General features: G+C 67.7%; 26 protein-coding genes and 1 pseudogene. 9 read left to right on the plus strand and 18 right to left on the minus strand.

Annotated elements, in window-relative coordinates; genetic code table 11:
* Positions 1 to 77: 77 nt before the first annotated feature.
* Positions 78 to 713: a beta/gamma crystallin domain-containing protein gene (locus tag ACWEQQ_RS13345; RefSeq protein ID WP_452348539.1), complete on the minus strand. Its 636-nt coding sequence runs from the start codon at positions 711 to 713 to the stop codon at positions 78 to 80.
* A 623-nt stretch (positions 714 to 1,336) separates the two neighbouring features.
* Positions 1,337 to 2,332 (minus strand): YncE family protein, encoded by a 996-nt coding sequence (locus ACWEQQ_RS13350; RefSeq protein ID WP_452348394.1) that lies wholly within the window; start codon positions 2,330 to 2,332, stop codon positions 1,337 to 1,339.
* A gap of 558 nt (positions 2,333 to 2,890) precedes the next feature.
* On the opposite strand from ACWEQQ_RS13350, the gene ACWEQQ_RS13355 reads away from it, so the two are divergent.
* On the plus strand, positions 2,891 to 3,289 hold the full coding sequence (locus ACWEQQ_RS13355) for a hypothetical protein (RefSeq protein ID WP_452348395.1): 399 nt from the start codon (positions 2,891 to 2,893) through the stop codon (positions 3,287 to 3,289).
* Between the two features lie 526 nt (positions 3,290 to 3,815).
* Positions 3,816 to 5,519: a polyprenol phosphomannose-dependent alpha 1,6 mannosyltransferase MptB gene (gene mptB, locus ACWEQQ_RS13360; protein ID WP_452348540.1), complete on the plus strand. Its 1,704-nt coding sequence runs from the start codon at positions 3,816 to 3,818 to the stop codon at positions 5,517 to 5,519.
* Between the two features lie 158 nt (positions 5,520 to 5,677).
* On the opposite strand, the pseudogene ACWEQQ_RS13365 reads toward mptB, so the two are convergent.
* Positions 5,678 to 6,497, minus strand: a pseudogene (locus ACWEQQ_RS13365) (DUF4158 domain-containing protein); the annotation flags it as partial.
* A 352-nt stretch (positions 6,498 to 6,849) separates the two neighbouring features.
* Between ACWEQQ_RS13365 and ACWEQQ_RS13370 the strand changes: the two are divergent.
* Positions 6,850 to 7,443 (plus strand): TetR/AcrR family transcriptional regulator, encoded by a 594-nt coding sequence (locus ACWEQQ_RS13370; protein WP_452348396.1) that lies wholly within the window; start codon positions 6,850 to 6,852, stop codon positions 7,441 to 7,443.
* Positions 7,444 to 7,452: 9 nt separating this feature from the next.
* Here the strand turns inward: ACWEQQ_RS13370 and ACWEQQ_RS13375 are convergent, their stop codons facing one another.
* The 3 genes from ACWEQQ_RS13375 to ACWEQQ_RS13385 are packed head-to-tail and all read right to left on the minus strand — an operon-like array spanning position 7,453 to position 10,233.
* A complete protein-coding gene (locus ACWEQQ_RS13375) occupies positions 7,453 to 8,361 on the minus strand; it encodes an SDR family NAD(P)-dependent oxidoreductase (protein ID WP_452348397.1) in 909 nt (302 codons plus the stop codon).
* 52 nt (positions 8,362 to 8,413) lie between these two features.
* Positions 8,414 to 9,220, minus strand: coding sequence for an enoyl-CoA hydratase/isomerase family protein (locus ACWEQQ_RS13380; protein WP_452348398.1), 807 nt, complete (start codon positions 9,218 to 9,220; stop codon positions 8,414 to 8,416).
* The gene (locus ACWEQQ_RS13385) at positions 9,217 to 10,233 is read right to left on the minus strand and encodes a TIGR03617 family F420-dependent LLM class oxidoreductase (RefSeq protein ID WP_452348399.1); all 1,017 of its coding nucleotides are present in this window, start codon (positions 10,231 to 10,233) and stop codon (positions 9,217 to 9,219) included. Before ACWEQQ_RS13385 ends, ACWEQQ_RS13380 begins: the two co-directional genes overlap by 4 nt.
* 255 nt (positions 10,234 to 10,488) lie before the next feature.
* Between ACWEQQ_RS13385 and ACWEQQ_RS13390 the strand changes: the two genes are divergently transcribed.
* Positions 10,489 to 10,782, plus strand: coding sequence for a hypothetical protein (locus ACWEQQ_RS13390; protein ID WP_452348400.1), 294 nt, complete (start codon positions 10,489 to 10,491; stop codon positions 10,780 to 10,782).
* On the opposite strand, the gene ACWEQQ_RS13395 is transcribed toward ACWEQQ_RS13390, so the two are convergent.
* From ACWEQQ_RS13395 to ACWEQQ_RS13440, 10 genes are all read right to left on the minus strand, one after another.
* Positions 10,779 to 11,075: a YbaB/EbfC family nucleoid-associated protein gene (locus tag ACWEQQ_RS13395; RefSeq protein WP_452348401.1), complete on the minus strand. Its 297-nt coding sequence runs from the start codon at positions 11,073 to 11,075 to the stop codon at positions 10,779 to 10,781. The genes ACWEQQ_RS13390 and ACWEQQ_RS13395 overlap by 4 nt on opposite strands.
* Complete coding sequence (locus tag ACWEQQ_RS13400) at positions 11,072 to 11,410, minus strand: hypothetical protein (RefSeq protein WP_452348402.1); 339 nt, start codon at positions 11,408 to 11,410, stop codon at positions 11,072 to 11,074. Before ACWEQQ_RS13400 ends, ACWEQQ_RS13395 begins: the two co-directional genes overlap by 4 nt.
* Positions 11,407 to 11,793, minus strand: a complete 387-nt coding sequence (locus ACWEQQ_RS13405) for a hypothetical protein (RefSeq protein WP_452348403.1) — start codon at positions 11,791 to 11,793, stop codon at positions 11,407 to 11,409. The genes ACWEQQ_RS13400 and ACWEQQ_RS13405 overlap by 4 nt, the downstream gene beginning before the upstream one ends.
* On the minus strand, positions 11,790 to 12,404 hold the full coding sequence (locus ACWEQQ_RS13410) for a hypothetical protein (RefSeq protein ID WP_452348404.1): 615 nt from the start codon (positions 12,402 to 12,404) through the stop codon (positions 11,790 to 11,792). The genes ACWEQQ_RS13405 and ACWEQQ_RS13410 overlap by 4 nt, the downstream gene beginning before the upstream one ends.
* Before the next feature lie 30 nt (positions 12,405 to 12,434).
* Entirely contained in the window at positions 12,435 to 12,776 is a 342-nt protein-coding gene (locus ACWEQQ_RS13415) for a hypothetical protein (RefSeq protein ID WP_452348405.1), read from the minus strand.
* Positions 12,777 to 12,980: 204 nt separating this feature from the next.
* Positions 12,981 to 14,045 carry a DNA polymerase domain-containing protein gene (locus ACWEQQ_RS13420; RefSeq protein ID WP_452348406.1) on the minus strand — a complete coding sequence of 355 codons (1,065 nt, stop codon included), beginning with the start codon at positions 14,043 to 14,045 and terminating at the stop codon, positions 12,981 to 12,983.
* Positions 14,042 to 15,142 (minus strand): ATP-dependent DNA ligase, encoded by a 1,101-nt coding sequence (locus ACWEQQ_RS13425; RefSeq protein ID WP_452340857.1) that lies wholly within the window; start codon positions 15,140 to 15,142, stop codon positions 14,042 to 14,044. The genes ACWEQQ_RS13420 and ACWEQQ_RS13425 overlap by 4 nt, the downstream gene beginning before the upstream one ends.
* Before the next feature lie 51 nt (positions 15,143 to 15,193).
* Positions 15,194 to 15,589 (minus strand): cold-shock protein, encoded by a 396-nt coding sequence (locus ACWEQQ_RS13430; RefSeq protein WP_452340856.1) that lies wholly within the window; start codon positions 15,587 to 15,589, stop codon positions 15,194 to 15,196.
* 43 nt (positions 15,590 to 15,632) lie between these two features.
* A complete protein-coding gene (locus ACWEQQ_RS13435; protein WP_364611279.1) occupies positions 15,633 to 16,736 on the minus strand; it encodes an SPFH domain-containing protein in 1,104 nt (367 codons plus the stop codon).
* Positions 16,737 to 16,773: 37 nt separating this feature from the next.
* Positions 16,774 to 16,995, minus strand: coding sequence for a hypothetical protein (locus ACWEQQ_RS13440; protein ID WP_354833062.1), 222 nt, complete (start codon positions 16,993 to 16,995; stop codon positions 16,774 to 16,776).
* Between the two features lie 159 nt (positions 16,996 to 17,154).
* On the opposite strand from ACWEQQ_RS13440, the gene ACWEQQ_RS13445 reads away from it, so the two are divergent.
* Entirely contained in the window at positions 17,155 to 17,328 is a 174-nt protein-coding gene (locus ACWEQQ_RS13445) for a hypothetical protein (RefSeq protein ID WP_452348407.1), read from the plus strand.
* A gap of 89 nt (positions 17,329 to 17,417) precedes the next feature.
* Positions 17,418 to 18,995, plus strand: coding sequence for a DHA2 family efflux MFS transporter permease subunit (locus ACWEQQ_RS13450; protein ID WP_452340854.1), 1,578 nt, complete (start codon positions 17,418 to 17,420; stop codon positions 18,993 to 18,995).
* Positions 18,996 to 19,058: 63 nt separating this feature from the next.
* Here the strand turns inward: ACWEQQ_RS13450 and mraY are convergent, their stop codons facing one another.
* Complete coding sequence (mraY, locus tag ACWEQQ_RS13455) at positions 19,059 to 20,147, minus strand: phospho-N-acetylmuramoyl-pentapeptide-transferase (protein ID WP_452348408.1); 1,089 nt, start codon at positions 20,145 to 20,147, stop codon at positions 19,059 to 19,061.
* An 82-nt stretch (positions 20,148 to 20,229) separates the two neighbouring features.
* Here mraY and ACWEQQ_RS13460 point away from each other — a divergent pair, with 82 nt between their 5' ends.
* The 3 genes from ACWEQQ_RS13460 (at position 20,230) to ACWEQQ_RS13470 (ending at position 22,540) form a co-directional block, all read left to right on the plus strand.
* Positions 20,230 to 21,069 (plus strand): helix-turn-helix transcriptional regulator, encoded by an 840-nt coding sequence (locus ACWEQQ_RS13460; protein WP_452348409.1) that lies wholly within the window; start codon positions 20,230 to 20,232, stop codon positions 21,067 to 21,069.
* 142 nt (positions 21,070 to 21,211) lie between these two features.
* Positions 21,212 to 21,652 (plus strand): nitroreductase family deazaflavin-dependent oxidoreductase, encoded by a 441-nt coding sequence (locus tag ACWEQQ_RS13465; protein ID WP_452340851.1) that lies wholly within the window; start codon positions 21,212 to 21,214, stop codon positions 21,650 to 21,652.
* A 123-nt stretch (positions 21,653 to 21,775) separates the two neighbouring features.
* Positions 21,776 to 22,540: an SDR family NAD(P)-dependent oxidoreductase gene (locus ACWEQQ_RS13470; RefSeq protein ID WP_452348410.1), complete on the plus strand. Its 765-nt coding sequence runs from the start codon at positions 21,776 to 21,778 to the stop codon at positions 22,538 to 22,540.
* A gap of 1 nt (position 22,541) precedes the next feature.
* Here ACWEQQ_RS13470 and ACWEQQ_RS13475 read toward each other — a convergent pair whose 3' ends face one another.
* The gene (locus tag ACWEQQ_RS13475; RefSeq protein WP_452348411.1) at positions 22,542 to 23,165 is read right to left on the minus strand and encodes an AAA-associated domain-containing protein; all 624 of its coding nucleotides are present in this window, start codon (positions 23,163 to 23,165) and stop codon (positions 22,542 to 22,544) included.
* Positions 23,166 to 23,202 lie beyond the last annotated feature (37 nt).

Below are 23,202 nucleotides of genomic sequence, written 5' to 3' on the forward strand. Positions count from 1 at the left end.
GCGGAGGGCCAGTCCATCGAATGGGCTTTGCCAGCGCCTGGCGAATCTCTTTCGCGTCGTAGTCCCGACGCGGGTGATCAGCGCGACGGGGGTGCGTCCAGGAGGTCGAAGGTGAATTCGCTGGCGCTTTCCTGCTTATGGTTCATTCCTGCGGGGAAGTTCACGCCGGGGTCCAGCTCGACGGCGTCGGTGTTGCGGTTCCAACGGAAGTAACAGGATCCGATGGGGTTGAAGACGTAGGTTTGCTCGTCGCGAACATACAGCCCGGTGGTCACCTTCCGGCCGTCTTTGAAAGCGAGAGCGATCGGATAGAAGGTGGAATCGTTCTGCGCGAGCCACCGTTCACTGAGCCCGGGATCGACGCCCGCGGTGTTCACCTTCAGAGCGAACACCCGGTTGGTTTGTGTGGAGTTGACCAAGCGGGCCATGATGAATCGGGTGCTTCGGTAGGTGACGGTGAACACCGAGAGGCCGCCGATGCTGGAGATATCGGGCTGGTCGGTTTCCCATTCCACGTAGTTGCCACCGAAGCCGTAGTGCTGCCAGGCCAGCACCTTCGCGTCCGCGCCGACCTTGACGGATTTGAACTCGTCGTTGAGCGATCCGGGCATGTCCACGACACCATCGTCGATGGAATAGGTGTAGGGATCGCCCTGATAATTGACTTGCCTGAAGAATACGGCTTGATTCGATTGCGGGTTGGTCATCTTCATGCCTTCCACAGGTGATTACCGCATGAACGGTATCGAATGCCCGCTCTCCGACCACTCGGGCCGACACCGCCGATCCAGTGTGGCAGGCTGCCCCGGGAACTACCAGAGCCGTTGGCCACCAATCGAATACACCGACGGCCCTTGTCACGCGGTGCGACTCGGCGCGCCCGGCCGCTGCGGACTTGTTCCAATGTCCATGCGGTACAGGGTGTTTGCCCCCCCAATTATCGGGGCGACATCGGTGAGGGCGTAACCGGCATCAGAAGGGGTCCGGACTGCGCAAGGAAATGGCCGTCTTCGATCACGCGGTGGCCGCCGCCCCCGCCGGCACCACCGCTAGATCACCAATGCCGAACTTCGTTGGATTCTCGGCGATTACTACCGAAAACCCCTCCTGCGGGAACGCCGTACCGCCGGGCAGGGCTGCTCGCGTTCGGCTGCCATCGTTTTCCGAACACCTCGGCCAGCTACGGGGCATGAGGAACGGATCCGCGAAAAGTCACGCTAAGAGGTTTGGCCCCCCACATGCGGTGTCCTGCAGATGATTCCAGGGCGGGGGTGAAGCTGGGCGGCCCGGACGCTGTGGGATGGGCGTCCGGGCCGGGGCCCAGACAGCACCCGAGTCAGTGCCGCGGCTCGATCACCGCCACCGAGTTGTCGCCGCTGTTGGTGGCGTACACGGTGTGCGTGTACGGGTCGACCGCCACATACTGCACGGCCAGCCCATTCACAGTCAGTGGGTTCTTACCGACCGGGATAGTGGCGGTGACGGTGTGCGTGTCCGGGTCGATCACCGACACCGACACCGACACCAAGTCGCCGTCGTAGTTGGTGTTGTAGACAGTGTGCGTGCCCGGGTCGACCGCGACACCGATCGGCCCCTTGCCGACCGGGATGGTCGCAGTGACGATGTGGGCGGCCGGGTCGATCACCGACACCGAGCCGTCGACGCTGTTGGCGGTGTAGACGGTATGCGTGCCGGGGTCGACCGCCACACCGATCGGCCCCTTGCCGACCGGGATGGTCGCAGTGACGGTGTGCGTGCCCGGGTCGATCACCGACACCGAGCCGTCGCCGTCGTTGGCGGCGAAGATCGTGTGCGTATCCGGGTCGACCACCACACCGCATGGCCCCTTGCCGACCGGGATGGTCGCGGTGACGGTGTGCGTGCCCGGGTCGATCACCGACACCGAGCCGTCGTCGTAGTTGGTGGTGTAGACGGTGTGTGTGCCCGGGTCGACCGCCACACCGTATGGGTTCTTGCCGACCGGGATGGTGGCCGTGACGGCGTGGGCGGCCGGGTCGATCACCGACACCGAGTCGTCGCTGTTGGCGGTGTAGACGGTATGCGTGCCCGGGTCGACCGCCACACCGCCTGGCCCCTTGCCGACCGGGATGGTCGCGGTGACGGCGTGGGCGGCCGGGTCGATCACCGACACCGAGTCGCTGTCGTTAGTGGCGTAGATGGTGTGCGTGCCCGGGTCGACCGCCAGATCATGTGGTCTCTTGCCGACATGGATGGTGGCGGTGACGGTGTGGGAGGCCGGGCTGCCGGCCGGGACCCTCTCGCTCAGTTTCCAGTAGGCGATGCCGCCGCCTGCCCCGACTATCAGGAGCATCAGGGCCAGGACAGCGATCCACCGTCGCCGCAGAAGGTTCGACACTGGCCGCGATGGCACCGGCTCGCTCATACCCGCATACCTGCTTCCCCGGAAGAGTCCACGGATTAACTGTCGTCTGCGGTTACCTGACGCCAACCCGCCGGACGGATTTCCGAAAGCCCGCAACCGGCGACTGGCCGCAACAATCGTCCCAGTACCGGAACCGAACCAGATACAGGCACGCCGACACGAAGCATCGACGGCCATGCGGGTGACACCCATCGCGGCCCGCGTCCTCGGTGGAGGCAGGCCGTACCTCAAACGAACAGGTTGCCGAACACTCTGTCTTGCGAGAGCGTCCGGCCAGTCGACGGTTCGCGTTCGGCCGACGATCGTTTTACGAACACCTCGGCTTGGGTCGCCGCGTCTGCACCTCGGGCAAAGAACCTATGTCGAGCACGGTTCGAGCACCCCCAATTCCTTTGCCTTGACACCCTTTCCACCCCACCTCAATATGAAACAATTGCATTTCATATGGGGTCCGGCGAAATCCGGGCCTCGCTCGGGGAGGAAACCTTGATCAACCGACTGGCACCCCTGACCGCGATCGCCGCAGGTGCACTGTTCTTCCCCGCACTCCTTGCGCCCCCGGCATCGGCGGCAATCGACTATTTCACCGCCGATACCTCTTCCGGCATCCGCGAAGGCGGCTTCGTCCCCTGCACCACCACGTGGAAAGTTTGCATTGTCACCGTCACGCTGGTAGGTGAGGACCAGTACACCCCCGCATCACTGAGCATCAACGGCCGCGTGGTCGCGAGGAACGACGACGGCACCACCTTGCTGGGATACGACTGGACACCCGCCACCACGGGCACCTACACCCTCACCGCGACCCAGGGCGCATCGACCAAAACCATCACCGTCGACATCACGAAGGTCGGCCCCGGATTCCCCACAGGCTCGGCCAGCTGACAAAACGCGGCCCGCACCTCCATCGACCGGACCACATGGGCCGTATCGGCCTCATCGATAGGCCACGATCGGGCACCGACCGGTTGTGACAAGCCCGCTCGCCGGCCCGGAAAGCCGCATACAAACGCTGACGCCGTCGACGCCCCCGGGGAGTGAACGCCGACGCGTACGGCACATGGCTGTACAAGATCAGGCTGGCGGCGGGCGGCCTCTACCGACCGCCTGCTCACCGCCGCCGAATACGCGAGGGAGGTCGGCTGACCATCATTTTCCTAACGGTCCCGGGACAGGCTCGCCTGAAGCTGGCCGTAGAGGGCGTGGCCCGCAGCCCGGGCACTGGAAACGTAGGTTCGGAGACGGGGTTCCAAGACCGATCCATCCAGCGAGGCTGGCTGCCGCACAACGGATCTCGAAAGCGATCGTTTCTGCGACACAGCGCTCACATCGTGGGAGGAGCGAATCGTAGTGACCTGCCAGAACCGAGGTCGAGCAACCTACCGATGTGGTGCGGCTAGGCTCGGCTGCTGTGGGGGTAGGAGAAAGCGTGCGGCGCAGGTGTATCGACCTAGGACGTCGGGCCATTGGTCTGGACACACCGCCCGCCGATCACTCCATCGCCGACCTGCACAGCGACGAGGCAGAGGTGCCGGGGCTCGATCGCCGAGAAGCCGTGCAGTTCGGGCGGATCCGGATGCTCGGCACCACTGGAACAGTGTTGATGGCGATCAGCGCGCTGGGTGTGGGCGCTCAGCCGGTGCATCAGAACCCGGTGTCGGGAGTGCGGGTGATGGGATTGTTCGCGCGGATGCCGACATCCATGCTGGCAATGTGCATGATCGGCACGGTCGCGGTGGTGTTGGCCTGGCTGCTGCTGGGCAGATTCGTGGTCGGCGGCACCAGAAAGGCTCCCGCGCACCGAATGAGCCGCTCTCAGCTCAACCGCACTCTGTTGCTGTGGGTCACTCCGCTGATCATCGCCCCGCCGATGTTCTCCAACGACGTGTATTCCTATCTGGCACAAAGCGAAATCGCGCAGCGTGGCATGGATCCCTACATGGTGGGTCCGGCAACCGGGCTCGGCCTGGACAATGTGCTTACCAACAACGTGCCCAACATCTGGCGTGAGACGCCCGCCCCATACGGCCCGCTGTTTCTCTGGATCGGCCGCGGGATCGCTGCGATCACCGGTGACAACATCCTGCTCGGGGTCTGGTCGCATCGGCTGCTCGAACTCGGCGGGATGGCGTTGATCGTGTGGGCGTTGCCGCGATTGGCGCGCCGCTGCGGGGTGGCGCCGGTGAGCGCATTGTGGCTCGGCGCGGCCAATCCGCTGGTGCTGTTCCACCTGGTCGTCGGGGTGCACAACGACACGCTGATGCTCGGACTCATGCTGGTCGGGCTGGAGTACTGTCTGCGCGCGCTCCCCGTCGGCGTAGACATCTATACGGGTTCATCTCCGCTTTTGGACGGGCGCGCCTGGGCGCTGCTGGGGTTCGGTGCAGTGCTCATCACGCTCGCGGCCATGGTCAAGGCTCCGGCGATCATCGCGCTGGGGTTCGTCGGCATGGCGCTGGCTCGGCAGTGGGGCAGCCGCATCGGGCCTGTGATTCGTGCCGCGATGGCGCTCGGTGTGATCGCCGCGCTGACCACCCTGTTGGTCTGCTGGGGTAGTGGCCTCGGTTTCGGCTGGATCTACACCCTCGGCACGGCCAATGCGGTACGCAGTTGGCTGTCGCTTCCGACTGCTCTGGGCATCATCATCGGGTTCGGCGGTGTACTCCTGGGTTTGGGTGATCACACCACCGCGTTGCTGAGCCTCACGCGCCCGCTCGCGATGGCGGCAGCCGCGTTCCTGAGCCTGCGCATGCTGGTGGCCACGTGGACCGGGCGCCTGCACCCGATCGGCGCGCTCGGCCTGTCGGTAGGTGCAATCGTGCTGCTGTCGTCTGTGGTGCAACCGTGGTATCTGCTGTGGGCGATCGTGCCGCTGGCCGCGTGGGCGACGAAACCGGCGTTCCGAGGGCCGGCGGTGGCATTCTCTGTGGTAGTAGGAGTTTTGGAGATGCCACGCGGTGCCGAGTTCGCGGTCTTTCAGATTGTCGAGGCTGCCTGCGCTGTCGTCTTCGTGTCGGTGCTGTTCATCGCGTTGACCCGTAATGCGTTGCCGTGGAGGTACCGGCCCGGTGATAGCTCCTCGGTCCCGAAGGCGCTACGCGCCGACGCAGCGTAACGGCGCTGGTTGGTCCTTCGCGTCGGTCGGGCCCGCTGGGGTTGGAACAGGGTGTCGCGTACTCGCAGCGGTCGGTAATCGGTGGGGCCGAGCTGGGCGAGTTCGGCGCCGATGTCGACCTCGATCGCGCCGATGAAGTTGATGTTCTCGCTGTGCGCCGGGCTGATGTGGGCCGAGACCTCGTCGTCCAGGCGGCGGCCCAGCGTGGCCAGGAACCGGCGGCGCTCCGCAGGGAGCACCGATAGGTCCAGGGTGTCGGCACCCAGACCTCGCACGAACCCCAGTTTCTCGACCTCGTTGCGCACCGCGGCCGCCGACGCCTCCACCGGCCCGGTCGACCGCCACCGCAACCGTGACATCCGGACCGAGAGATCGGTGACCAGCAGCGCATCCAACTCTGCACGGCGTTGTGGAGTCAGCTCATGCGCCAACCGGTCGTAAGTCTCGAGTTGTGCCCGCTCGCGCGCGTGCACGACGCGGCGAACGACGGTGTCGGGGCTGGGCCGGATCACCCGCGTCGAGAGCAGGTACTCGCACGCCAGCCCGAACAACAGCGTTGGTGAATCGTGCTCCATCGCCCGCGCCAACAGGAACTCGTCGAGCTCCTTCAGCTCCATCGCCCCAGCTGGCCGCCACCCCAGATACTGGGCGACCAACCGCAGATGCTCGGTGCGCGTCTGCGCTCACCTATCGTACGAACGGGTCAGGGACGCATCGACTTTCAGCTGCTCGGCCAGACACGCCACCGCGACCGGCGGCCACCTTGTCCGGCACGAACCCCAGCCACGGAAACGTGCACAACACCACCGACAGATCCAGTCGCTCCGCCGGGCCGCGCCCACGCCCAGGGGTGACGAACGCGATATCGGCCGGGGTGAGCGTGAAGTACCGGAACAGCTCCTCGCGGCTGATATCAGGAAACCTGCATCGCCACGAACCCCGACCTCCAGCACACCGACCAACCTCATCGGCAGCCAAGCCGAGCATCAAACACGATGCCCCGCAGCCCGAACCGGAAGCCCCACATCACCGCTGGTCAAACCATTGTCGTTGTTTTTCGCACGATTACTACCGGGACCCCGTGCACACCGATCACCCTGCGGCGCCGAGGCGGTGTGGAGTCGCGCGAACAGGTGCAGGACGGTTTTCAGGTCGCCGTAAGTCACCAATTACGTAACGGGGTGCCACATAACTATTCTAGGGCGCTCGGCGGTCTGAACAGTCCATATACGCAGGGTTATCAGCCTCTGCAACCCGTCACTGCCAGATTCTGGTCCGCAGAAACGTAGCGTGATTACATGGAATTATGAGCGAGGGAGCGGGGCCGCGGATGGGCCGTCCACGGGACGAATCGAAGGATCAGGCCGTGCTGGTGGCGGCTCGTCGCCTGCTGGCCGAGGTCGGTTACCAACAGACGACGATCGCGGCGATCTCACGGCAGTCGGGTGTGAATACGCCGGCGATCTACCGCCGCTGGCCGACTCGGGAGGCGTTGATCGAGGAGGCCGTGCACGGCCCCGGCGGGCATCCGCTGCCGATGGAGACCGGTGACCTGCGCGAGGATCTGAAGACCTGGGTCCAGACCTTCCTGGCCCGCGCGGCGCGCCCCGCTGCGCGGGCGGGCTTTCCGGGGCTGTTGGCCGACACCCAGACCGAACAGGCACGGGCTCGATTGACCGCCCTGGGTGCGCCTGTGCGACAAGCATTTTCGGACTTGATCGACCATGCCGTGCAGCGCGGCGAAATCAGCGCCGATGTCGACACCGAATTCCTGTTCGATCTCCTGGCCGATTCCACGTCCATGCGCGGGCTGCGACGCGGGCTCGACGATGCCGACGCCTACGTCGAAACCCTCGCCGGCGCACTCTATGTGGTCGCGGCACGACACAGCGAGGTCGCCGGCGCGAATACGGCACGCAGGTGAGGGGTGCGGTCACGGCCGGTGCGCGGTGAGCTGCTCGGACAACTCCCACAGCGCGCCGGCGGCGTCGAGATCGGTGGCATGGGCACTGGCTTGCGCCGGCGCGCAGTCGGCGAGGTAAGCGCCGTTGAGTTCGGGCAGTCGAGCGTCGGTCGCCGCCCAGACCGTGGTTGCCGCGGCGGCGGGCACCGATTTGAGGGTGCGCAGCAGGCCGGGGTCGCGGCTCGACAGCCGGCGCATCTCGGTGAAGTCCGTGCGGGACATGTGCCGGGCCAGGTTGGTGGCGCACACTCCTGGATGCACGGCGAAGGCGTGCACGTCCCCGGTCGGCCGCGCGGCCAGTGCGACGGTCATCAGGATGTTGGCCGATTTGGACTGGCCGTAGGAGGCGAATTTGTCGTAGCTGCGTCGATGGAAGTTCGGGTCACCCAGGTCGGCCGGGTACCGGTGGTGGGCGTCGGAGGAGACCGTGACGATACGGCTGGGGTAACCCGTGTGCTGGGCACCGGCCGACAGCGCGGCGCGCAGACCGGTCGTCAGGACGAAGTGGCCGAGATGGTTGATCCCGAACTGCAGCTCGAACCCGTCGGTGGTGTGCCCGAACGGCGTGTACATCACCGCCGCGTTGTTGATCAGGATGTTCAGCCGCTGCCGACGGGCAGTGAGCAGATGCGCAGCCGCCCGCACGCTGCCGAGGTCGGCCAGATCGAGGTGGACCGCGTCCAGCACAGCGTGCGGATGCCGGTCACGGATCCGTTCACACAGCACGGTGGCGGCTGCGATGTCCCGTACCGCCAGGATCACCTCGGCGCCGGCCGCGGCCAGTGACCGCGCGGTCTCGGCACCGAGCCCGCTGGTGGCGCCGGTCACCAGTGCGACATGGCCGGTGAGGTCGGTGTCGGCGAGGACGTCGTCGGTCACCGTCGTGGCACCGAATCTGCTGGTGTTTCCCATTGCCGGAGGGCCTCTTCTCTTACTCGGCGTGGTCGTGGGTCACAGGTTCCGCCGGTGCCCATCGGGGGGCGCGGCGCTCGAGGTGGGCGCGCACCCCCTCGCGGGCATCCGGGGTTCCCATCAGCTGCCGGTGGACCGCAGTCTCGCGGGCGGCCACGACTTCGGGGGTGTCGGCGGTGCGGGCGGCGTCCCACAGCAGCCGCTTGCTCAACGCCGCCGACCGGGGCGCCACGTTGGTCGCGATGTCGGAAGCGATATCCATCGCTGTCGCCAGCACCCGGTCCGCGGGTACACATCGAGATGCCAGTCCCAGACTGACGGCCTCGGTGCCGTCGAACGTCCGACCGGTCAGCAGGAGATCGGCCGCAACGGCGATCCCGCCGATCCGAGGCAGGGTCCAGTGCGCCATCATGTCCGGGATCACCCCGCGGCGTACCTGGGGGATCGCGTATTTTCCCTCCGCCGCCATCACACGGATGTCGGCCTGCAGAGCGAGGGTGAGCCCGATGCCGATGGCGTGCCCGTTCACCGCAGCGATCACCGGTGTGCGGAGATCGAATGCCGGCGGTGTGATCGGTGAGGCGGAGAAGCCCGGATCCTCGGGTGCGGCGAAGGTTTGTGCGCCCGCCGACAGGTCGGCCCCGGCGCAGAACGCGGGCGGTGTGCCGGTCAATACGATCACCCGCACCGTCCGATCCTCGTCCAACCGGCCGTAGGCCCGGCCCAGTGCCCGCCCCATGGGCCCGTCGAAAGCGTTGCGCTTGGCGGGACGATCGAGCGTCACCAGCCCGACACCGTCGACGATCTCGACCCGCACCCCGCTCATGCGGCGCTGTCCTTGACCGCGTGGGCCAGATCCGCGATGTGCTGACCGCTGGGGGAGTAGCCCGGGAAATAGCAGCACACCCGATCGGCGTGCGCGGAGAACCGTGACCGGATCTCGGTCGCGCACTGCTCGGGTGTCCCGGCCACCGCGTAGGTGTCGAGCATCGCGTCGTCGACGAGATCGGCCATCGCGTCGAACTCGCCGCGCCTGGCCAGCTGACGCAGTCGCGGCTGCAGCCCGCCCCACCCCTCGACCTCGAGCACCGACCGATAGGCCGGTGTCGAGCCGTAGAACGCGAGAAGTCGTCTCACACCGTGACGCGCCGCGTCGAGCTGCTCCGGTGTGCGGCCCACCGCGACGATCGCCTGCGGATAGATCGCCAGATCGGCCCGTGTGCGACCGGCTCGCGCCAGGCCCTCCTCGACCGCGGGCACGGTGACCTCCCCGAAATGGCGGCGGCTGCCGAACGGCATCACCAGCAAGCCGTCGGCCACTTCGGCGGCCGTGCGTGTCATCACCGGGCCCAACGCGCCCAGGCACACCTGCGGAGGGCCGAAACGGTTCGGTCCGGGATCGAATGTGGGCGTCATCAGCGTGTGGCGGGTGAACTCGCCCTCGAACCGCAGCGGTGTGCCGTACTGCCAGGTGTCGAGGATCGCCTTGATCGCGGCCACCGTCTCTCGCATCCGCGCCGCCGGACGCGACCAGTGACCCCCGTACCGGTTTTCGATGTGGGACCGAATCTGAGACCCCAGACCGAGCCGAAACCGCCCCTTCGTGATCGACTGCATGTCGTAGGCCAGATGCGCCAGATGCAAGGGACTGCGAGGCAACGCGACCGCGACATTGGTCAAGAAGTCCAGGTCGGCGACCCGCGCCGCGAGCGCCAGCGGCAGAAAAACATCGTGGGCGCCCTCGAAGCTGAACAACCCGTCGACACCGAGAGCAGCGTTCTCGACGGCTGCCTGCTCGGAGTCCTCGGGCCGGCAATCCAACTGCACGTCGATCTTCATTCGACGATCACCTGCGCCATTTACATACCACCTAGACACGTTAATTCCACGAGATCGAGCACGGACCCTGCGGACTGCGGAACGGCACGCACGAGCCCGGCCATCAGCCTCGATGTATGCGGCACTGGAACAGAACCCTCACCTTATTGTTACGTTACACGACATTACGTAAGTCGCGTGGGGATCTTCGGCGAGTGCCCGGAGCAGGTCCTGGTGGGTTCGGTTTGTCGGTGACCAGACCTATCGTCTGGGCGCATGACCGATATCGCTCCTCTAGCCTCCGCCGCGCGAGCGGTGTTCGGCGACCCGGGTGTGCACGCCGTCGTGCGGTCCGGGCGTACCGTGCACGCGGTCAGCCTCGGGCACTGGATCGAGGGTGAGGAGGTGCCGGAGCTGTTGTGCCACACCGGTGTTGCCGGGTGGTCGCCGACTGCGCTGGAGCCGACCCGGGCGGAAGTCACGTGCGCCCGGTGTCTGCGCAAGATCGGGGGATCGGTTGCTTCGTCGCGCCAGCTCGCGCTGTTCGGGGACGGCAGCCAGGACAGCTAGGTGAGGGTGTCGCTGAGGTGGGCCAGCAGTTCGGCGCGCTGGCGAGCGGCGGCGGTGGTGGCCGCGGTGATGGTGGCCAGGATGGCGGCGGCGGCCTGGTCGGGTGGGTGGGCGGTGATGGACTCGGCCAGTGTCAGGGCGGTCAGGGCGCCGTCGCCCGCCACCTGGGCGGTGATGGTGCCGTGCAGGCCGGAGGCGTGGCCGGTGACTCGGGCCAGGCCGTCGGCGGCGAGGGTGAGGGCTTCGAGCTGGTCGCCGACCTGAGCGATGAGGGCTTGCATGTCGGCGCTCATAGGGCACGCACCCAGCTGTGCGGGGTGGTGTCGGCGGTGGGGGCGTCCAGGCGGGCGAGTTCGGCGGCGACGGTGTGGGGGTCGGGCAGCCCCAGGCGGTCCAGGAGTACGTCGGCCAGGCCGAAGGCGGCCAGGACCTCGCGGCGGCGGGCACGGGCCAGCAGGGTGCAGCGCTGGGCCAGGCGCACGATCTCGGCGGCCAGGGCGGCGGCACCGCGGCCGTATTCGGCGGCCTCGAAACGGAGTTCGATGATCTGGCCGGCGTCGGTGGCGGTCACGGTGATGGTGCGGTTGCTGCTGGTGGTGGTGAACACCGGAACGTCAGGGTCGGTCATGGCTGAGCCTTGATCTGGGTCGTGAGAGTCACCGAATACTCGGCGGCGCAATGCTTTTCGATCTCGTGGTAGGTGGTGTGCGTATCGATGCGCGCGGTGCCCGCCTCGGTGGTGGTGTCGGCCCCGAGCACCGGATCGGTGGCCGCCAGCGGGCCCTGCAGGGCCGCGGCGTGCTCGGGATCGTCCCACAGGGTGGTCCGGTGGCCGGGCCGCGCGGTCGGCAGCTCGTCCCAGCTGTGATCGCGGATATCGCCGGTGACCTCGAAGTCCTCCGTCTCGGGCGGGTCGGTGTCGGGGCCGGGCGGGGGCACCGGGACCGGGCTGCCGGGCGGGGGCAGGATCGGTCCACCCGCGAAGCCGGGCAGGTCGCCGAACAAATTCATGAGATCGTGCCCGCCTGTCCGTCGCGCTGTGTGCTGATGTCGTTGTCGATCGGCAGGCCGGTGGGCACGGTGACCCCGGCCTGGTCGATGCTGGTGATCCGGGCCGTGAGGATGTCCATGCGGCCGTCGGCTGCCTCGGCCACGCTCACCCCGTCACGCACGTAGTCCGCCGCCAGGCTCACCACCGAGTCCAGATCCGCTTGCGAGCGTGCGGCTTTCACCAGCGGCGTGGCCTGCGCCCGGAAATCGGCGATGAGGGCATCCAGGTCGGCGGCGGCCTTGTCGCGAATGGCGTAGGCCGAGGTCACCAGCGGCGCAAGGGTTTCCGCCACGTCGGCCAGGGCACCCACCTCATCGCCCGTTCGCGTCAGGACGGGCACCGCCGCCGCGGCGGTGTCGGTGGACGCCAGCGGCATGATCCCGCCCCGGTGGGCGTCCTCGGCAGCGCGCACGAGGCCCGGCACCGCCGCCAGCGCCGCCAGGGCCGTCCCGCCGGGGCGGGTCCCGTCGCCCAGAGCCGCGCGCAGCTTCACCAGCGGTGCGACCAAGGCGGTGACCAGAGCGGGTTCCGCCACCGCGGTGAGGTCTCCGCCCTGAATGCCGGTCTGCATATCGGTTGTCCCCCTGATCCGCTGACGGGCCTACGCCTGGATCTCGTCGGTGCCGGGGACGGCGCCCGCAATCGTGGCCGCGGACTCGGTGTCCGCCCCGCCGAGCACGGTCCCCCACCCGGTGACGGCCCGGCCGTAGGCGCCGGTGAGCGCCGACGCGGTCTGCAGGTGGCCGCCGTGGGTGGTCCAGGCCGCCGCCCAGGCCGCGGCGAACCCGTTGCCGAGGGTCCCCAGCCCGGACAGGTCCATACCGGCCACGGTGTGCGCGTGATCCTTCGCGGTGCCCAGCAGGGCCGCGGCATCACCGGCCGCACGCACGTACGCGGCGGCGGCCCGGTGGTCCCACGCCACGCGTTCGATATTGCTGTCCATCGAATGTCCCTGCCTGTCGGTGGTGTGTCGGAAACTGTTCGGGCAGCACGACATTCCAGATATAGCCCGTGTCGTCGGCGTTGTCGCCGATGACGGTAACGCCACAACTCGCCGTCCGCCACCACGAGACATCTCACAACCGCACAGGCCCCGGCGAGCCGCGCTCGCCGGGGCCTGTGCGGTGAGAGTGCTACCGGCACACCGCTATTCGGCGCTGTCCTTGCGAGCCTTGCTCGGCTGCACGCGCGGCGGCTCGTTGGGCATCTTCGGATAGACCGGCGGCCAGGGCGCGTCCATCAACCCTGCGGCCATGTCCTTCTCCGACATCTCCAGCAGTGGTTCCAGGGACTGGGGGACACGATCGGCCCACGGGTCACCCAGTTCGGCGACCCGGGCCGGGACCGTCGCGATGGTCAGTTCGTCGGGGACGATCGTCTCCAGCGCCTCCCACGAAATCGGGGTGGACACCTGCGCGCCGACCTTCGGGCGGACACACCAGGCACCGAAAACCGTTTTGTGCGGGGCATTCTGGTTGAAATCCACGAACACCCGCGAACCGCGCTCTTCCTTCCACCAGGCGGCCGTGATGCGCTCGGGGTCGCGGCGCTCGAGCTCACGGGCCAGCGCGACCGCCGCGGCACGAACCTGATAACCGTCCCACTCCGGTTGCAGCAGCGCGTACAGGTGCAGACCGCGCGAGCCGGAGGTCTTCACGCGCACATCGATACCCAGTTCGGTGCACAGCTCGCGGGTGGCGAAGGCGGCCGCCCGCAGATCGTCGAAACCGATACCGGGGGAGGGGTCCAGATCGATACGCAACTCATCGGTCACCCCGGTCGGCGGCAGGACAGTGCCGGCCGCGTCCATGACCGGGGGAAACGTGGAGGCGGCCTCGGCGCCGGCATGGGTGGGCCAGACGTGGAAACCCAGGCAGCCCAGGTTCACCGCCCACACGATGTGCGCCATATCGACAGCGACCAGCGCGTCGCTGGTGGTCCCGTTCGGCGTCGACACCACCGTGGTCTGCAACCAGTCCGGCACCGACTTCGGCACCCGCTTCTGGAACCAGGACTTCCCCGAGGCCCCATCCGGATACCGTTCCAGCAGCACCGGCCGCCCGCCGATGGTCCGCATGATCGGATCGGCAACGGCCAGATAGTAATTCACCAGATCCAGCTTGGTCTCCCCACGCTTGGAGAAGTACACCTTGCCCGGATTGGAGACGCCGACCGTATGCCCGGCCACCTCGAGCTCCAACGAATCGCTCACCGCGCAGTCCCTTTCGCGTTCCTGGCGTCGGCGAAGATGTCGGCCAGCTCGGCGGGCGCCACCTCGTCGAGCTGGGCGTAGGTACACGATTCGGGGGTGCGGTCGGTGCGGAACCGCACCAGCCGGCCACCGTGGCGCAGCCGGCCCGCCATCACATGCTCGTAGCGCACCTCGGCCACCAGCTCCGGGCGCAGCGCCTCCCACGACAGATCCTTGCCGCCGGTCCAGCGGCTCACCCCGCCCGGCATCTTCCCGTCCGCCTTGGCCTGCGCGGCCGCATCGGCCCACGATCGCCACGGATGCTGCTCGAGTGCGTTCTCGCGCAACGGTTCCAGCTCACCCACCAGCTCCTTGCGCCGGGCCGCGGTGAAACTCGACGCCACCCCGACGTGATGCAGATTCCCCTCGTCGTCGAACAACCCCAGCAGCAGCGACCCCACCCCCTGCCCGTCCTTGTGCCAGCGGAACCCGGCCACCACGCAGTCGGCGGTCCGCTCGTGCTTGATCTTGAGCATCACCCGCTTGTCCTGCAGGTACGGCAGGTCCGCCGCCTTGGCCATCACCCCGTCGAACCCCGCGCCCTCGAACCGGGTGAACCAGTCCGCCGCCACCTGCGGGTCCTCGGTCATCGGTGTCAGATGCGTGCCCGGCGCCTGCCCGTCGAGCACGGTTTCCAGCATCCGCCGCCGCTCGGCGAAGGGCCGATCGGTCAGATCCTGCTCGCCCAGCGCCAGCAGGTCGAAGCCGACGAAGCTGGCCGGTGTCTCCACCGCCAGCTTCTTCACCCGCGAGGCCGCCGGATGCAGCCGGTTCTGCAGCGTGTCGAAATCCAGGCCGTTCTCGGTGACGACCACGATCTCCCCGTCCACCACGCACTGGTCCGGCAGCGCCCGACCCAGTAGTTCCACCAGTTCGGGGAAGTACCGGGTCAGGGGCCGGTCGTTGCGGGAACCCAGTTCGATCTCGTCGCCGTCGCGGAAGACGATGCAGCGGAAGCCGTCCCATTTCGGTTCGAACAGCAACCCCGGGTCACGGGGCAGCTCCGAGACCGATTTGGCCAGCATCGGTTTGACCGGTGGCATCACGGGTAGTTGCACACGACCTCCTCGGTTCGCGATGGACCCGAGACCGATCGTAATGCGAACCGGTCAGTTCTCGATCCACCCGTGCTGATCGGCGAAGGCGGTGAGCCGGTCGCGGATGGTGATGATCTCCGCCGCGGTCAGCTGCGGCGAGGCATCCAGCAGCAACTCGGTGATCAGCCGGCGATGCTCGGCCGCAGTCAGCTGCCCCGACCCGCGATGATCCTTGCCCTTGGCGTGCCGCACCGGAGCCGACTGCCCCGGCACCACCGCAAGGTTGATCGCCTTGGGACCCCGATCACCCTCGGTCACATCGAATTCGAACACCCGCCCCTGGCGCAACTCGTCCTCGTCCAGCCCGATGTCGTTGACGTGCACGAACACATCCGGACCACCGTCTTCCGGACGGATGAATCCGAAACCCCGAGAACTGTCGAACGACACCAATTTCCCGATGGACACCTAAACACCCGCTCCTCGTCGCCGCGTCCCTCTGGCGGTCACTCTAGTCCGCGGGCTGATCATTGTTGGAGGAAAGTGCCTTTTGCAACGAATTGAAGACCGTCAGTCCCTGGCCCACCATGCCGTTCACGATCTCCGAGACCCCATCGGGACCGTTGAGCACGGTCAGATTCGCCTTCGACAGGCCCACCGACGCCTGCTTGACGATCTCGGGCAACTGCTCGATCAGCAGCTGATCCAGCGCGATCCGGTTGTTCGACGCCGCCGCCTCGGCCTGGATGCGCGTGCGATCGGCCTCGGCCTCGGCCAGGATCCGCACCCGATCCGCCTCTGCCCGAGCCGGTTTCACCACCTCGGCCTGCAACTGCTGCTCACGCAGCTCGGCCTGCTTGCGCGCCTGCTCGGCCTGCGCGGACAGCACCTCCTGCATCGCGGTGGCCTGCGCGAGCGGACCCGCCTGCGCCGCTTCGGCATTGGCCTTGTCGATATCGCGCTGGTACTGCGCCTTGAGGATCGCGGTCTCGCGCTGATACTCGGCCTGCTTGCGCTGGGACTCCTGCTCGGCCTGGGCCGCCAGCTGCGCGGCCGCGGCCTGCGCGATCTGCGCGTCACGCTTGACCGCGGCATTGTGCGGGGCGGCCAGGGCCGCGATGTAGCCGAGGTTGCCGTCGTCGATGTGCTGGATCTGGAACGAGTCCACCCACAGCCCGATATTGCTCATCTCCACCTTGGAGGCCACCAGCACCTCGTCGGCCAGTTTCTGGCGTTCGCGGATGATCTCCTCCACCGTCATCGAGCCCACGATCGAGCGCAGATGCCCGGAGAAGATACGCCCGGTCAGCACGCTCATCTCGCGCTCCTGCTCGGACAGGAACCGTTGTGCCGCATTGACGATCGACTGCGTGTCGTTGGCGACCTTGAACGCGATCACCGCCCGCACATCGAGCTGGATGGCCTGCTTGGTGACGCAGCGTTCGCCGATCTCGGCCTCGAACATGGCCAGCGACAGATACCGCACCTTGCGGAACAACGGCACCACCCATGCGCCGTGCCCGATGATCACCCGAAACGGTGCGTTGTCCTTGCCGCCGCGGCCGCCGCTGACCAGCATCGCCTGGTCCGGCGCCGGAACGTGGTACCCGAGCATCGTTGTCTCCCTCTACTCGTGGAAAGAAGTTCTCGATCTATCGATCGCCCGGAAGGGGAATCCACGCAACAACATCGACGATGCGCCCCGGATGCACGGCCACGACGAGCACGGTCGCGCCGGCCGCCAACGGCTCCTCGGCGCGGGCGATGTAGAGCTCGGTTCCCCCTCGAATAGCGACCTGCACCTCACCGAGGAGTCCCTTGCCCCGGATCGGCGAGGTCAGCGTACCGGTCAGGCCCACTACAGGGTCGGTCATCGCGAATGAACTCCTCGACTGGATCGCTCGAGAACGCCAGCGTACGCGCGCCGAGTGGCCCGACCGGGGCGCCCGGGAAGTCGCCGGACATTTGCTACCGCTCGGTATGATCGGTTGATCCGGCTCCTGGCGACCATCGCGCTGCAGAGAGGACCTCTCGTGAGCACCGATCGCATTCCCGTCGATCCCACCGATTCCGAGGGCAGAAGCGATGTGCGCGAACCGGATCCGGGTGACCCCGCCGAGTTCGAGATGCGGGCCGAGGCCGCCGCCGACGCGGCCGCGGAGAACTTCTACGACAATGACGACGGCCGGCCACCGCCGCCGGAATGAGACGCGATGACGATGCCGCCCGGATGCCGCCGAAACGCCGATATCAATATGTGCTGGTTTCGTAACCGACCGGCTGGCAGGCTGAACCGGTGACCACCCCTCCGGATACCGTGGCGGCCGATTCCGCCGACGACAAACTGGACATCGGCGTCTTCAAAATCGCCGGTGTCGTGGTGCTCGGCGCCATCATGTCGATCCTCGACGTGACCGTCGTGACCGTAGCGATCCCCACCTTCCAGCACGATTTCGACACCACCTACGCCATCGCCGCCTGGTCGATGACCGGCTACACCCTCGCCCTGGCGACCGTCATCCCGCTCACCGGCTGGGCCGCCGACCGCTTCGGCACCAAACGCCTCTACATGATGGCGCTGGTGTTCTTCGTGCTCGGCTCGGTGCTGTGCTCGACGGCCTGGAACATCGAGTCCCTCATCGCCTTCCGCGTCATCCAGGGCCTGGGCGGCGGCATGCTCATGCCGCTGGGCATGACGATCATGACCCACGCCGCCGGCCCGCAGCGCATCGGCCGCGTCATGGCCGTGCTGGGCGTGCCCATGCTGCTGGGCCCGATCGGCGGCCCGATCCTGGGCGGCTGGCTGATCGAATCCTTCAGCTGGCACTGGATCTTCCTGATCAACCTGCCCATCGGCATCATCGCGCTGATCCTGGCGTTCGTCGTCTTCCCGCGCGACAACCCTGAACCCTCGCAGAGCTTCGACTTCCTGGGCATGCTGCTGGCCTCGCCCGGTCTGGCCGCCTTCCTCTACGGCGTGTCCTCGATTCCCGGTGAGGGCACCGTCGAATCGGCCAAGGTGCTCATCCCCGCGATCATCGGCCTGGCGCTGCTGATCGGCTTCGTCTTCCACGCCCTGCGCACCGAGCACCCGCTGATCGAACTGCGGCTGTTCGAGAACAAGTCGCTGCGCTACGCGGTGATGACCATGACCCTGTTCGCCATGGCGTTCTTCGGCTCGGGTCTGCTACTGCCGTCGTATCTGCAGCAGGTGCGCGGGGAATCGACGCTGGCCGCCGGTCTGCTCATCGCCCCGCAGGGCCTGGGCGCCATGCTCACCATGCCGATCGCGGGCCGGCTGGTCGACAAGATCGGGCCCGGCAAGATCGTGCTCACCGGTATCACCGTCATGGCGCTGTCCATGGCGTTCCTGACCCAGGTCAAGGCCGACACCCCCTATGCGCTGCTGTGCGGGGTGCTGTTCGTGATGGGTCTGGGCATGGGCTGCACCATGATGCCGACCATGACCGCCGCCATCCAGACGCTGACCCACAGCGAGGTCGCGCGCGGGTCGACGCTGATGAACATCGTCAACCAGACCGCCGGATCCATCGGCACCGCAACCATTTCCATGGTGCTGACCAGCCTGCTCAACCGGGGCGACACCCTGGGCGGCAAGGGCGTGCAGCTGCCCCCGGGCGCCCCCGACCCGTCGCTGGCCAACGCGGCCATCGGGTCGCGCTACAACGGCCAGCTCGCGCAGCTGCCGCACACCCTGCTCGGCGAGGGCTTCGACCTCGCCGCGCGCGCCTTCGCCCACACCTTCGTGGTGGCGCTGTGCCTGCTGGTCGCCACCTTGATCCCGGCGTTCTTCCTGCCCCGCGCCAAAGCGGCCGCACCCGCCGAGGCCGACGTGCCCGCCGTGGTGCACTGACCCGAAAACCCGTGTGGCCCATACGGAAACGCTTCCGGATGGGCCACACGGCATGTGCGGGTCTCAGGGCAGCCGGGAGCCGGCGGTGGTGAGGTGCTCACCGTAGAAGGCGATCAATCCGGTGGCCGAGGCGATCGCGGCCAGCAGCCAGAACCGGACGATGACCGTGGTCTCCGGCCACCCGGTCAGCTCGAAATGGTGATGGAACGGCGCCATCTTGAACAGCCGCGTGCGGGTGGTGCGGAACATGACGATCTGCAACAGCACCGACAGGATCTCCGCCACGAACAACGCGCCCACCGCCACCATCAGCAACTCGGTGCGGGTGGTGATCGACAGTCCCGCCAGCAGCCCGCCCAGCGCCAGCGCCCCGGTGTCACCCATGAAGATCTTCGCCGGAGCCGCGTTCCACCACAGGAATCCGACACACGCCGCCGTCCCGGCCGCGCACACCAGCGCAAGATCCAGCGGATCGCGCACCGTGTAGCAGCCGGGTACCGCCTTGACCGCGCACGAATGGGTGTACTGCCAGAACGTGATCAGCACATACGACCCCAGTGCCAGACCCACCGAACCCGCCGCCAGCCCGTCCAGGCCGTCGGTGATGTTGACCGCGTTCGACCACGCCACCACCAGCAAGATCGCCGCCAGCAGGAACCCGGTCAGCCCCAGCGAGACCGTGGAGATGTCGCGCACGATCGACACCTGACGGCTGCCCGGCGTCAGCCCCGAACCGCCCCGGAAATGCAGGGCCAGCACCCCGAAGAGCACAGCGGCACTGACCTGCCCGAGATACTTGCCCGACGCGGTCAGCCCCAGGCTGCGCTGCTGGGACAGCTTGATGACATCGTCGAGGAAACCCACCGCGCCCAGCGCGGTCGCCAACCCCAGCACCAGCAGCCCCGACGCGGTCGTGCCGGTCCCCTCGTAGTACATCCCCACCAGGTGCGCGGCCCCGTACCCGCACCACAGGGCGATCAGGATCGCCAGCCCGCCCATGGTCGGGGTGCCGCGCTTGGCCAGATGGCTCGCCGGGCCGTCCGCCCGGATCTGCTGCCCCAGCCGGTGGCGGGTGAAGACTCGGATCAGCAACGGCGTCACCGTGATCGACACCGCCAGCGCGACCATCGCCGCCACCAGAATCTGCCGCATCCGCCCCCCTCGAGACCCGAATTCGGTCACATGCTAACCGGGACCCGAACGAAACGGGCATGCGTGATTGTTAGCGTGAAGTATGGACACAGCGGGCCGACGACGCGACCATCTGCGAGAGTTCCTGCGCGACAGGCGCTCCCGCCTCACCCCCGATCAGGTCGGGCTGCCCGCCGCGGGCCGCCGCCGCACCCCCGGGCTGCGCCGCGAGGAAGTCGCCGTCCTCGCCGGTGTCGGCGTCTCCTGGTACACCTGGCTCGAACAGGGCCGCGACATCACCGTCTCCACCGACGTCCTCGATGCCGTCGCCGCCGCCCTGCAGCTCACCGCCCCCGAACGCGCTCACCTCTACGTCCTGGCCGGTCTCAACCCGCCCTGCGCCGCCACCGACAGCGGCACCGGCATCGGTGCCGAGACCCGCAACCTGCTCGACGCCTGGAACCCCCGCCCGGCCGTTCTGCGCGACCGCTACTGGAATATGCTGGCCTACAACGACACCGCCCGCGCCGTCTTCGGCTACAACGGCCCTGGCAGCAACTGCCTGGTCACCTACTTCACCAACCCGCGCTACCTGGCCATGCCACAGACCTGGTCCGAGGCCGCCCCCGCGGTCGTGGCCGCCTACCGTGCCGACTCCGCACTCTGCCCCGGCGACCCCGGCTTCGACTCCGTCATCGCCGAACTCGCTTCCCGCAGCCCGGAATTCGCGCGCCTGTGGTCGCGCCACGATGTCGGCCCGGCCCAGCAGGCGGTCAACGCGCTGGCACACCCCGAGGCCGGTGAACTCCACTTCGAGGCCACCACCCTCACCCTCGCCGACCAATCCGACCGCCACCTGGTTCTCTACAACCCCCGCGCCGGCACCGACACCGCCGCTCGCCTCGACCAGCTCCACCGCCTCCGGCTGGCCTCGCCCGCCTGAGCTCGCCGGCACCGAATCGTGCTCGCGGGCCGCAACCCAGCAATGTTGACCCTGCTCACATTTCTGGTAATGTTTGCAGCGCTAACTCGACTCTAGTGGCCGTCGTAGAAGGCTTCGATGCATCAGGGACAAGGGACAGGCGTTGAACAAGTACGCACTGAAAGATAGCGGGGCCAAACTGATGAACCTCGCCCACCGGGTCGTCCTCACCGTCAGCGGGAACAAACTGCTGGCCAACCCGTTCGGGATGCCGGTGGTCGAATTGCACACGGTCGGGCGGAAGTCGGGGCTGCCGCGCTCGTGCTACCTGACCGCTCCGGTCCATGACGCCGGCCGGGTCGTGCTGGTCGCCTCGAAGGGCGGCGACGACCGGAATCCCGACTGGTACCGCAACCTCCAGGCGCACCCCGATGCCGAACTGGTGATCTACGGCCGACGGCGAAAAGTGCACGCACACACCGCAGATCACAGCGAGCGAGCCGAACTGTGGCCGCAGATCACCTCGGCATACCAGGGCTACGCGAACTACCAGGAGCGAACCACCCGCGAGATCCCGGTCGTCATCTGTGAACTGAGGGACTGACAACGGTCACCACCGGTGGCGCCCTCGCCGCGCCGGCGGGAGCCGTGCCCGGCAAGGTGGTGGTGGCACACCCACGATAACTGCGCACTGTTAACCCATCACGCGGCCCGGCAGGCTGAAGCCATGACACACAACGGGTTCCGGTTCCAGGACAAGGTCGCGCTCATCACCGGCGGCAGCAGCGGGATGGGGCTGGCCGCCGCGCGGCGGCTCGTCGCGGAGGGGGCGTGGGTGGTCGTGACCGGGCGGGACAAGGACCGGCTGGACACCGCGGTGGCCGAGCTGGGGGAGCGGGCGGCCGGGGCGGCCGGAGACGCCACCGAGCCCGAGGATCTCGCGGCGCTGGCGCGGGTGGTGTCCGAGCGGTTCGGGCGGCTGGATGTGGCGTTCGTGAATGCGGGAATCGGTGCGTTCCAACCTGTTTCGGCGGTCACCGGCGACGAGTTCGATCGGGTGGTGGGGATCAACTTCAAGGCCGCGTTCTTCACCGTGCAGCACATGCTGCCGCTGCTGGTCGACGGGGGTGCGATCGTCCTCAACGCCTCCTTCGCCCCGTATCGGGGCGCGCCCGGCGCCGCACTGTATTCGGCGACGAAGGCGGCGGTGCAGAATCTGACGCGGACGCTGGCGGCGGAGTTGGCGCCGCGCGGAATCCGGGTGAACTCGGTCAGCCCCGGCTACATCGACACCCCCGCCTACCGGGCCGAGGCCTCCGCCGACGCGCAGGCCACCGCGGGGTCACGGGTGGCGCTGGGGCGGGTCGGCGACAGCGACGAGGTGGCCGCCGCCGTCGCGTTCCTGGCCTCCGCAGACGCCTCCTACATCACCGGTCAGGACCTGCTCGTCGACGGCGGCCTCACCACGGTGATCCCGTCGGCGATGGTGTGACTCAGGACGCGCGCAGATCGGCGGCGGGATCGGCGGTGATGCGGCCGGAATCGGTGTCGTAGTCGTACAACTCGGCGTAGCGGCCCCAGTCGATGGCCAGCTCCAGCTGGCGGCGGGCGTCGTCGTCGGAGCAGCCGCGCCGCAGCAGATCGAGAATGAAATCCGCGCCCACCGTCTGATCGCTGCTGCCCACCAGCGCCGAGCAGATGGTGCGCACCAGCGGGGCACGCCGGCGGGCCTGCGCGGCGAAAATCGCCTTGCTGGACCGGATGTCGGCATTGGTGAAATTCGCCCCGACATTGGTCAGCATCACGTCACCGGACTCCACCAGCAGCAGACCCAGCAGCGCCGCCGCGTCGACCAGCGGCATCAGGTCGTCGACCTCGAAATTCAGCTCGTCGGCCACCACCGGCAGGTCGGCGCGGCCGTCGTTGCCGTACACCAGCTCCAGCAGACCCGCGATCCCGCCGACCGAGGCATCGGGCAGCGGCACCGCGAACGGCGTCAACGTATCCGCCGGGGCCGCAGCGACTTCGGTGTCACGGCCGGTGAGCAGACCGTAGATCTGATCGACCAGCGTCTCGAACCCCGGCGTGCGGCGGCTGCGCGGGCGCGGCTGCTCCACCGTGATCTCGGCGATTGCGCCGAAGCCACCCCGCGCG

This window comes from Nocardia sp. NPDC004123, assembly GCF_053603795.1.

Excerpts from the sequence above, each read along its gene's own strand:
- ACWEQQ_RS13345 (WP_452348539.1), bottom strand. The coding sequence starts at position 713 with ATGAAGATGACCAACCCGCAATCGAATCAAGCCGTATTCTTCAGGCAA.
- ACWEQQ_RS13350 (WP_452348394.1), bottom strand. The coding sequence starts at position 2,332 with ATGCTCCTGATAGTCGGGGCAGGCGGCGGCATCGCCTACTGGAAACTG.
- ACWEQQ_RS13370 (WP_452348396.1), top strand. The coding sequence starts at position 6,850 with ATGGGCCGTCCACGGGACGAATCGAAGGATCAGGCCGTGCTGGTGGCG.
- ACWEQQ_RS13380 (WP_452348398.1), bottom strand. The coding sequence starts at position 9,220 with ATGAGCGGGGTGCGGGTCGAGATCGTCGACGGTGTCGGGCTGGTGACG.
- ACWEQQ_RS13385 (WP_452348399.1), bottom strand. The coding sequence starts at position 10,233 with ATGAAGATCGACGTGCAGTTGGATTGCCGGCCCGAGGACTCCGAGCAG.
- ACWEQQ_RS13390 (WP_452348400.1), top strand. The coding sequence starts at position 10,489 with ATGACCGATATCGCTCCTCTAGCCTCCGCCGCGCGAGCGGTGTTCGGC.
- ACWEQQ_RS13395 (WP_452348401.1), bottom strand. The coding sequence starts at position 11,075 with ATGAGCGCCGACATGCAAGCCCTCATCGCTCAGGTCGGCGACCAGCTC.
- ACWEQQ_RS13400 (WP_452348402.1), bottom strand. The coding sequence starts at position 11,410 with ATGACCGACCCTGACGTTCCGGTGTTCACCACCACCAGCAGCAACCGC.
- ACWEQQ_RS13405 (WP_452348403.1), bottom strand. The coding sequence starts at position 11,793 with ATGAATTTGTTCGGCGACCTGCCCGGCTTCGCGGGTGGACCGATCCTG.
- ACWEQQ_RS13410 (WP_452348404.1), bottom strand. The coding sequence starts at position 12,404 with ATGCAGACCGGCATTCAGGGCGGAGACCTCACCGCGGTGGCGGAACCC.
- ACWEQQ_RS13415 (WP_452348405.1), bottom strand. The coding sequence starts at position 12,776 with ATGGACAGCAATATCGAACGCGTGGCGTGGGACCACCGGGCCGCCGCC.
- ACWEQQ_RS13435 (WP_364611279.1), bottom strand. The coding sequence starts at position 16,736 with ATGCTCGGGTACCACGTTCCGGCGCCGGACCAGGCGATGCTGGTCAGC.
- ACWEQQ_RS13440 (WP_354833062.1), bottom strand. The coding sequence starts at position 16,995 with ATGACCGACCCTGTAGTGGGCCTGACCGGTACGCTGACCTCGCCGATC.
- mraY (WP_452348408.1), bottom strand. The coding sequence starts at position 20,147 with ATGCGGCAGATTCTGGTGGCGGCGATGGTCGCGCTGGCGGTGTCGATC.
- ACWEQQ_RS13460 (WP_452348409.1), top strand. The coding sequence starts at position 20,230 with ATGGACACAGCGGGCCGACGACGCGACCATCTGCGAGAGTTCCTGCGC.
- ACWEQQ_RS13470 (WP_452348410.1), top strand. The coding sequence starts at position 21,776 with ATGACACACAACGGGTTCCGGTTCCAGGACAAGGTCGCGCTCATCACC.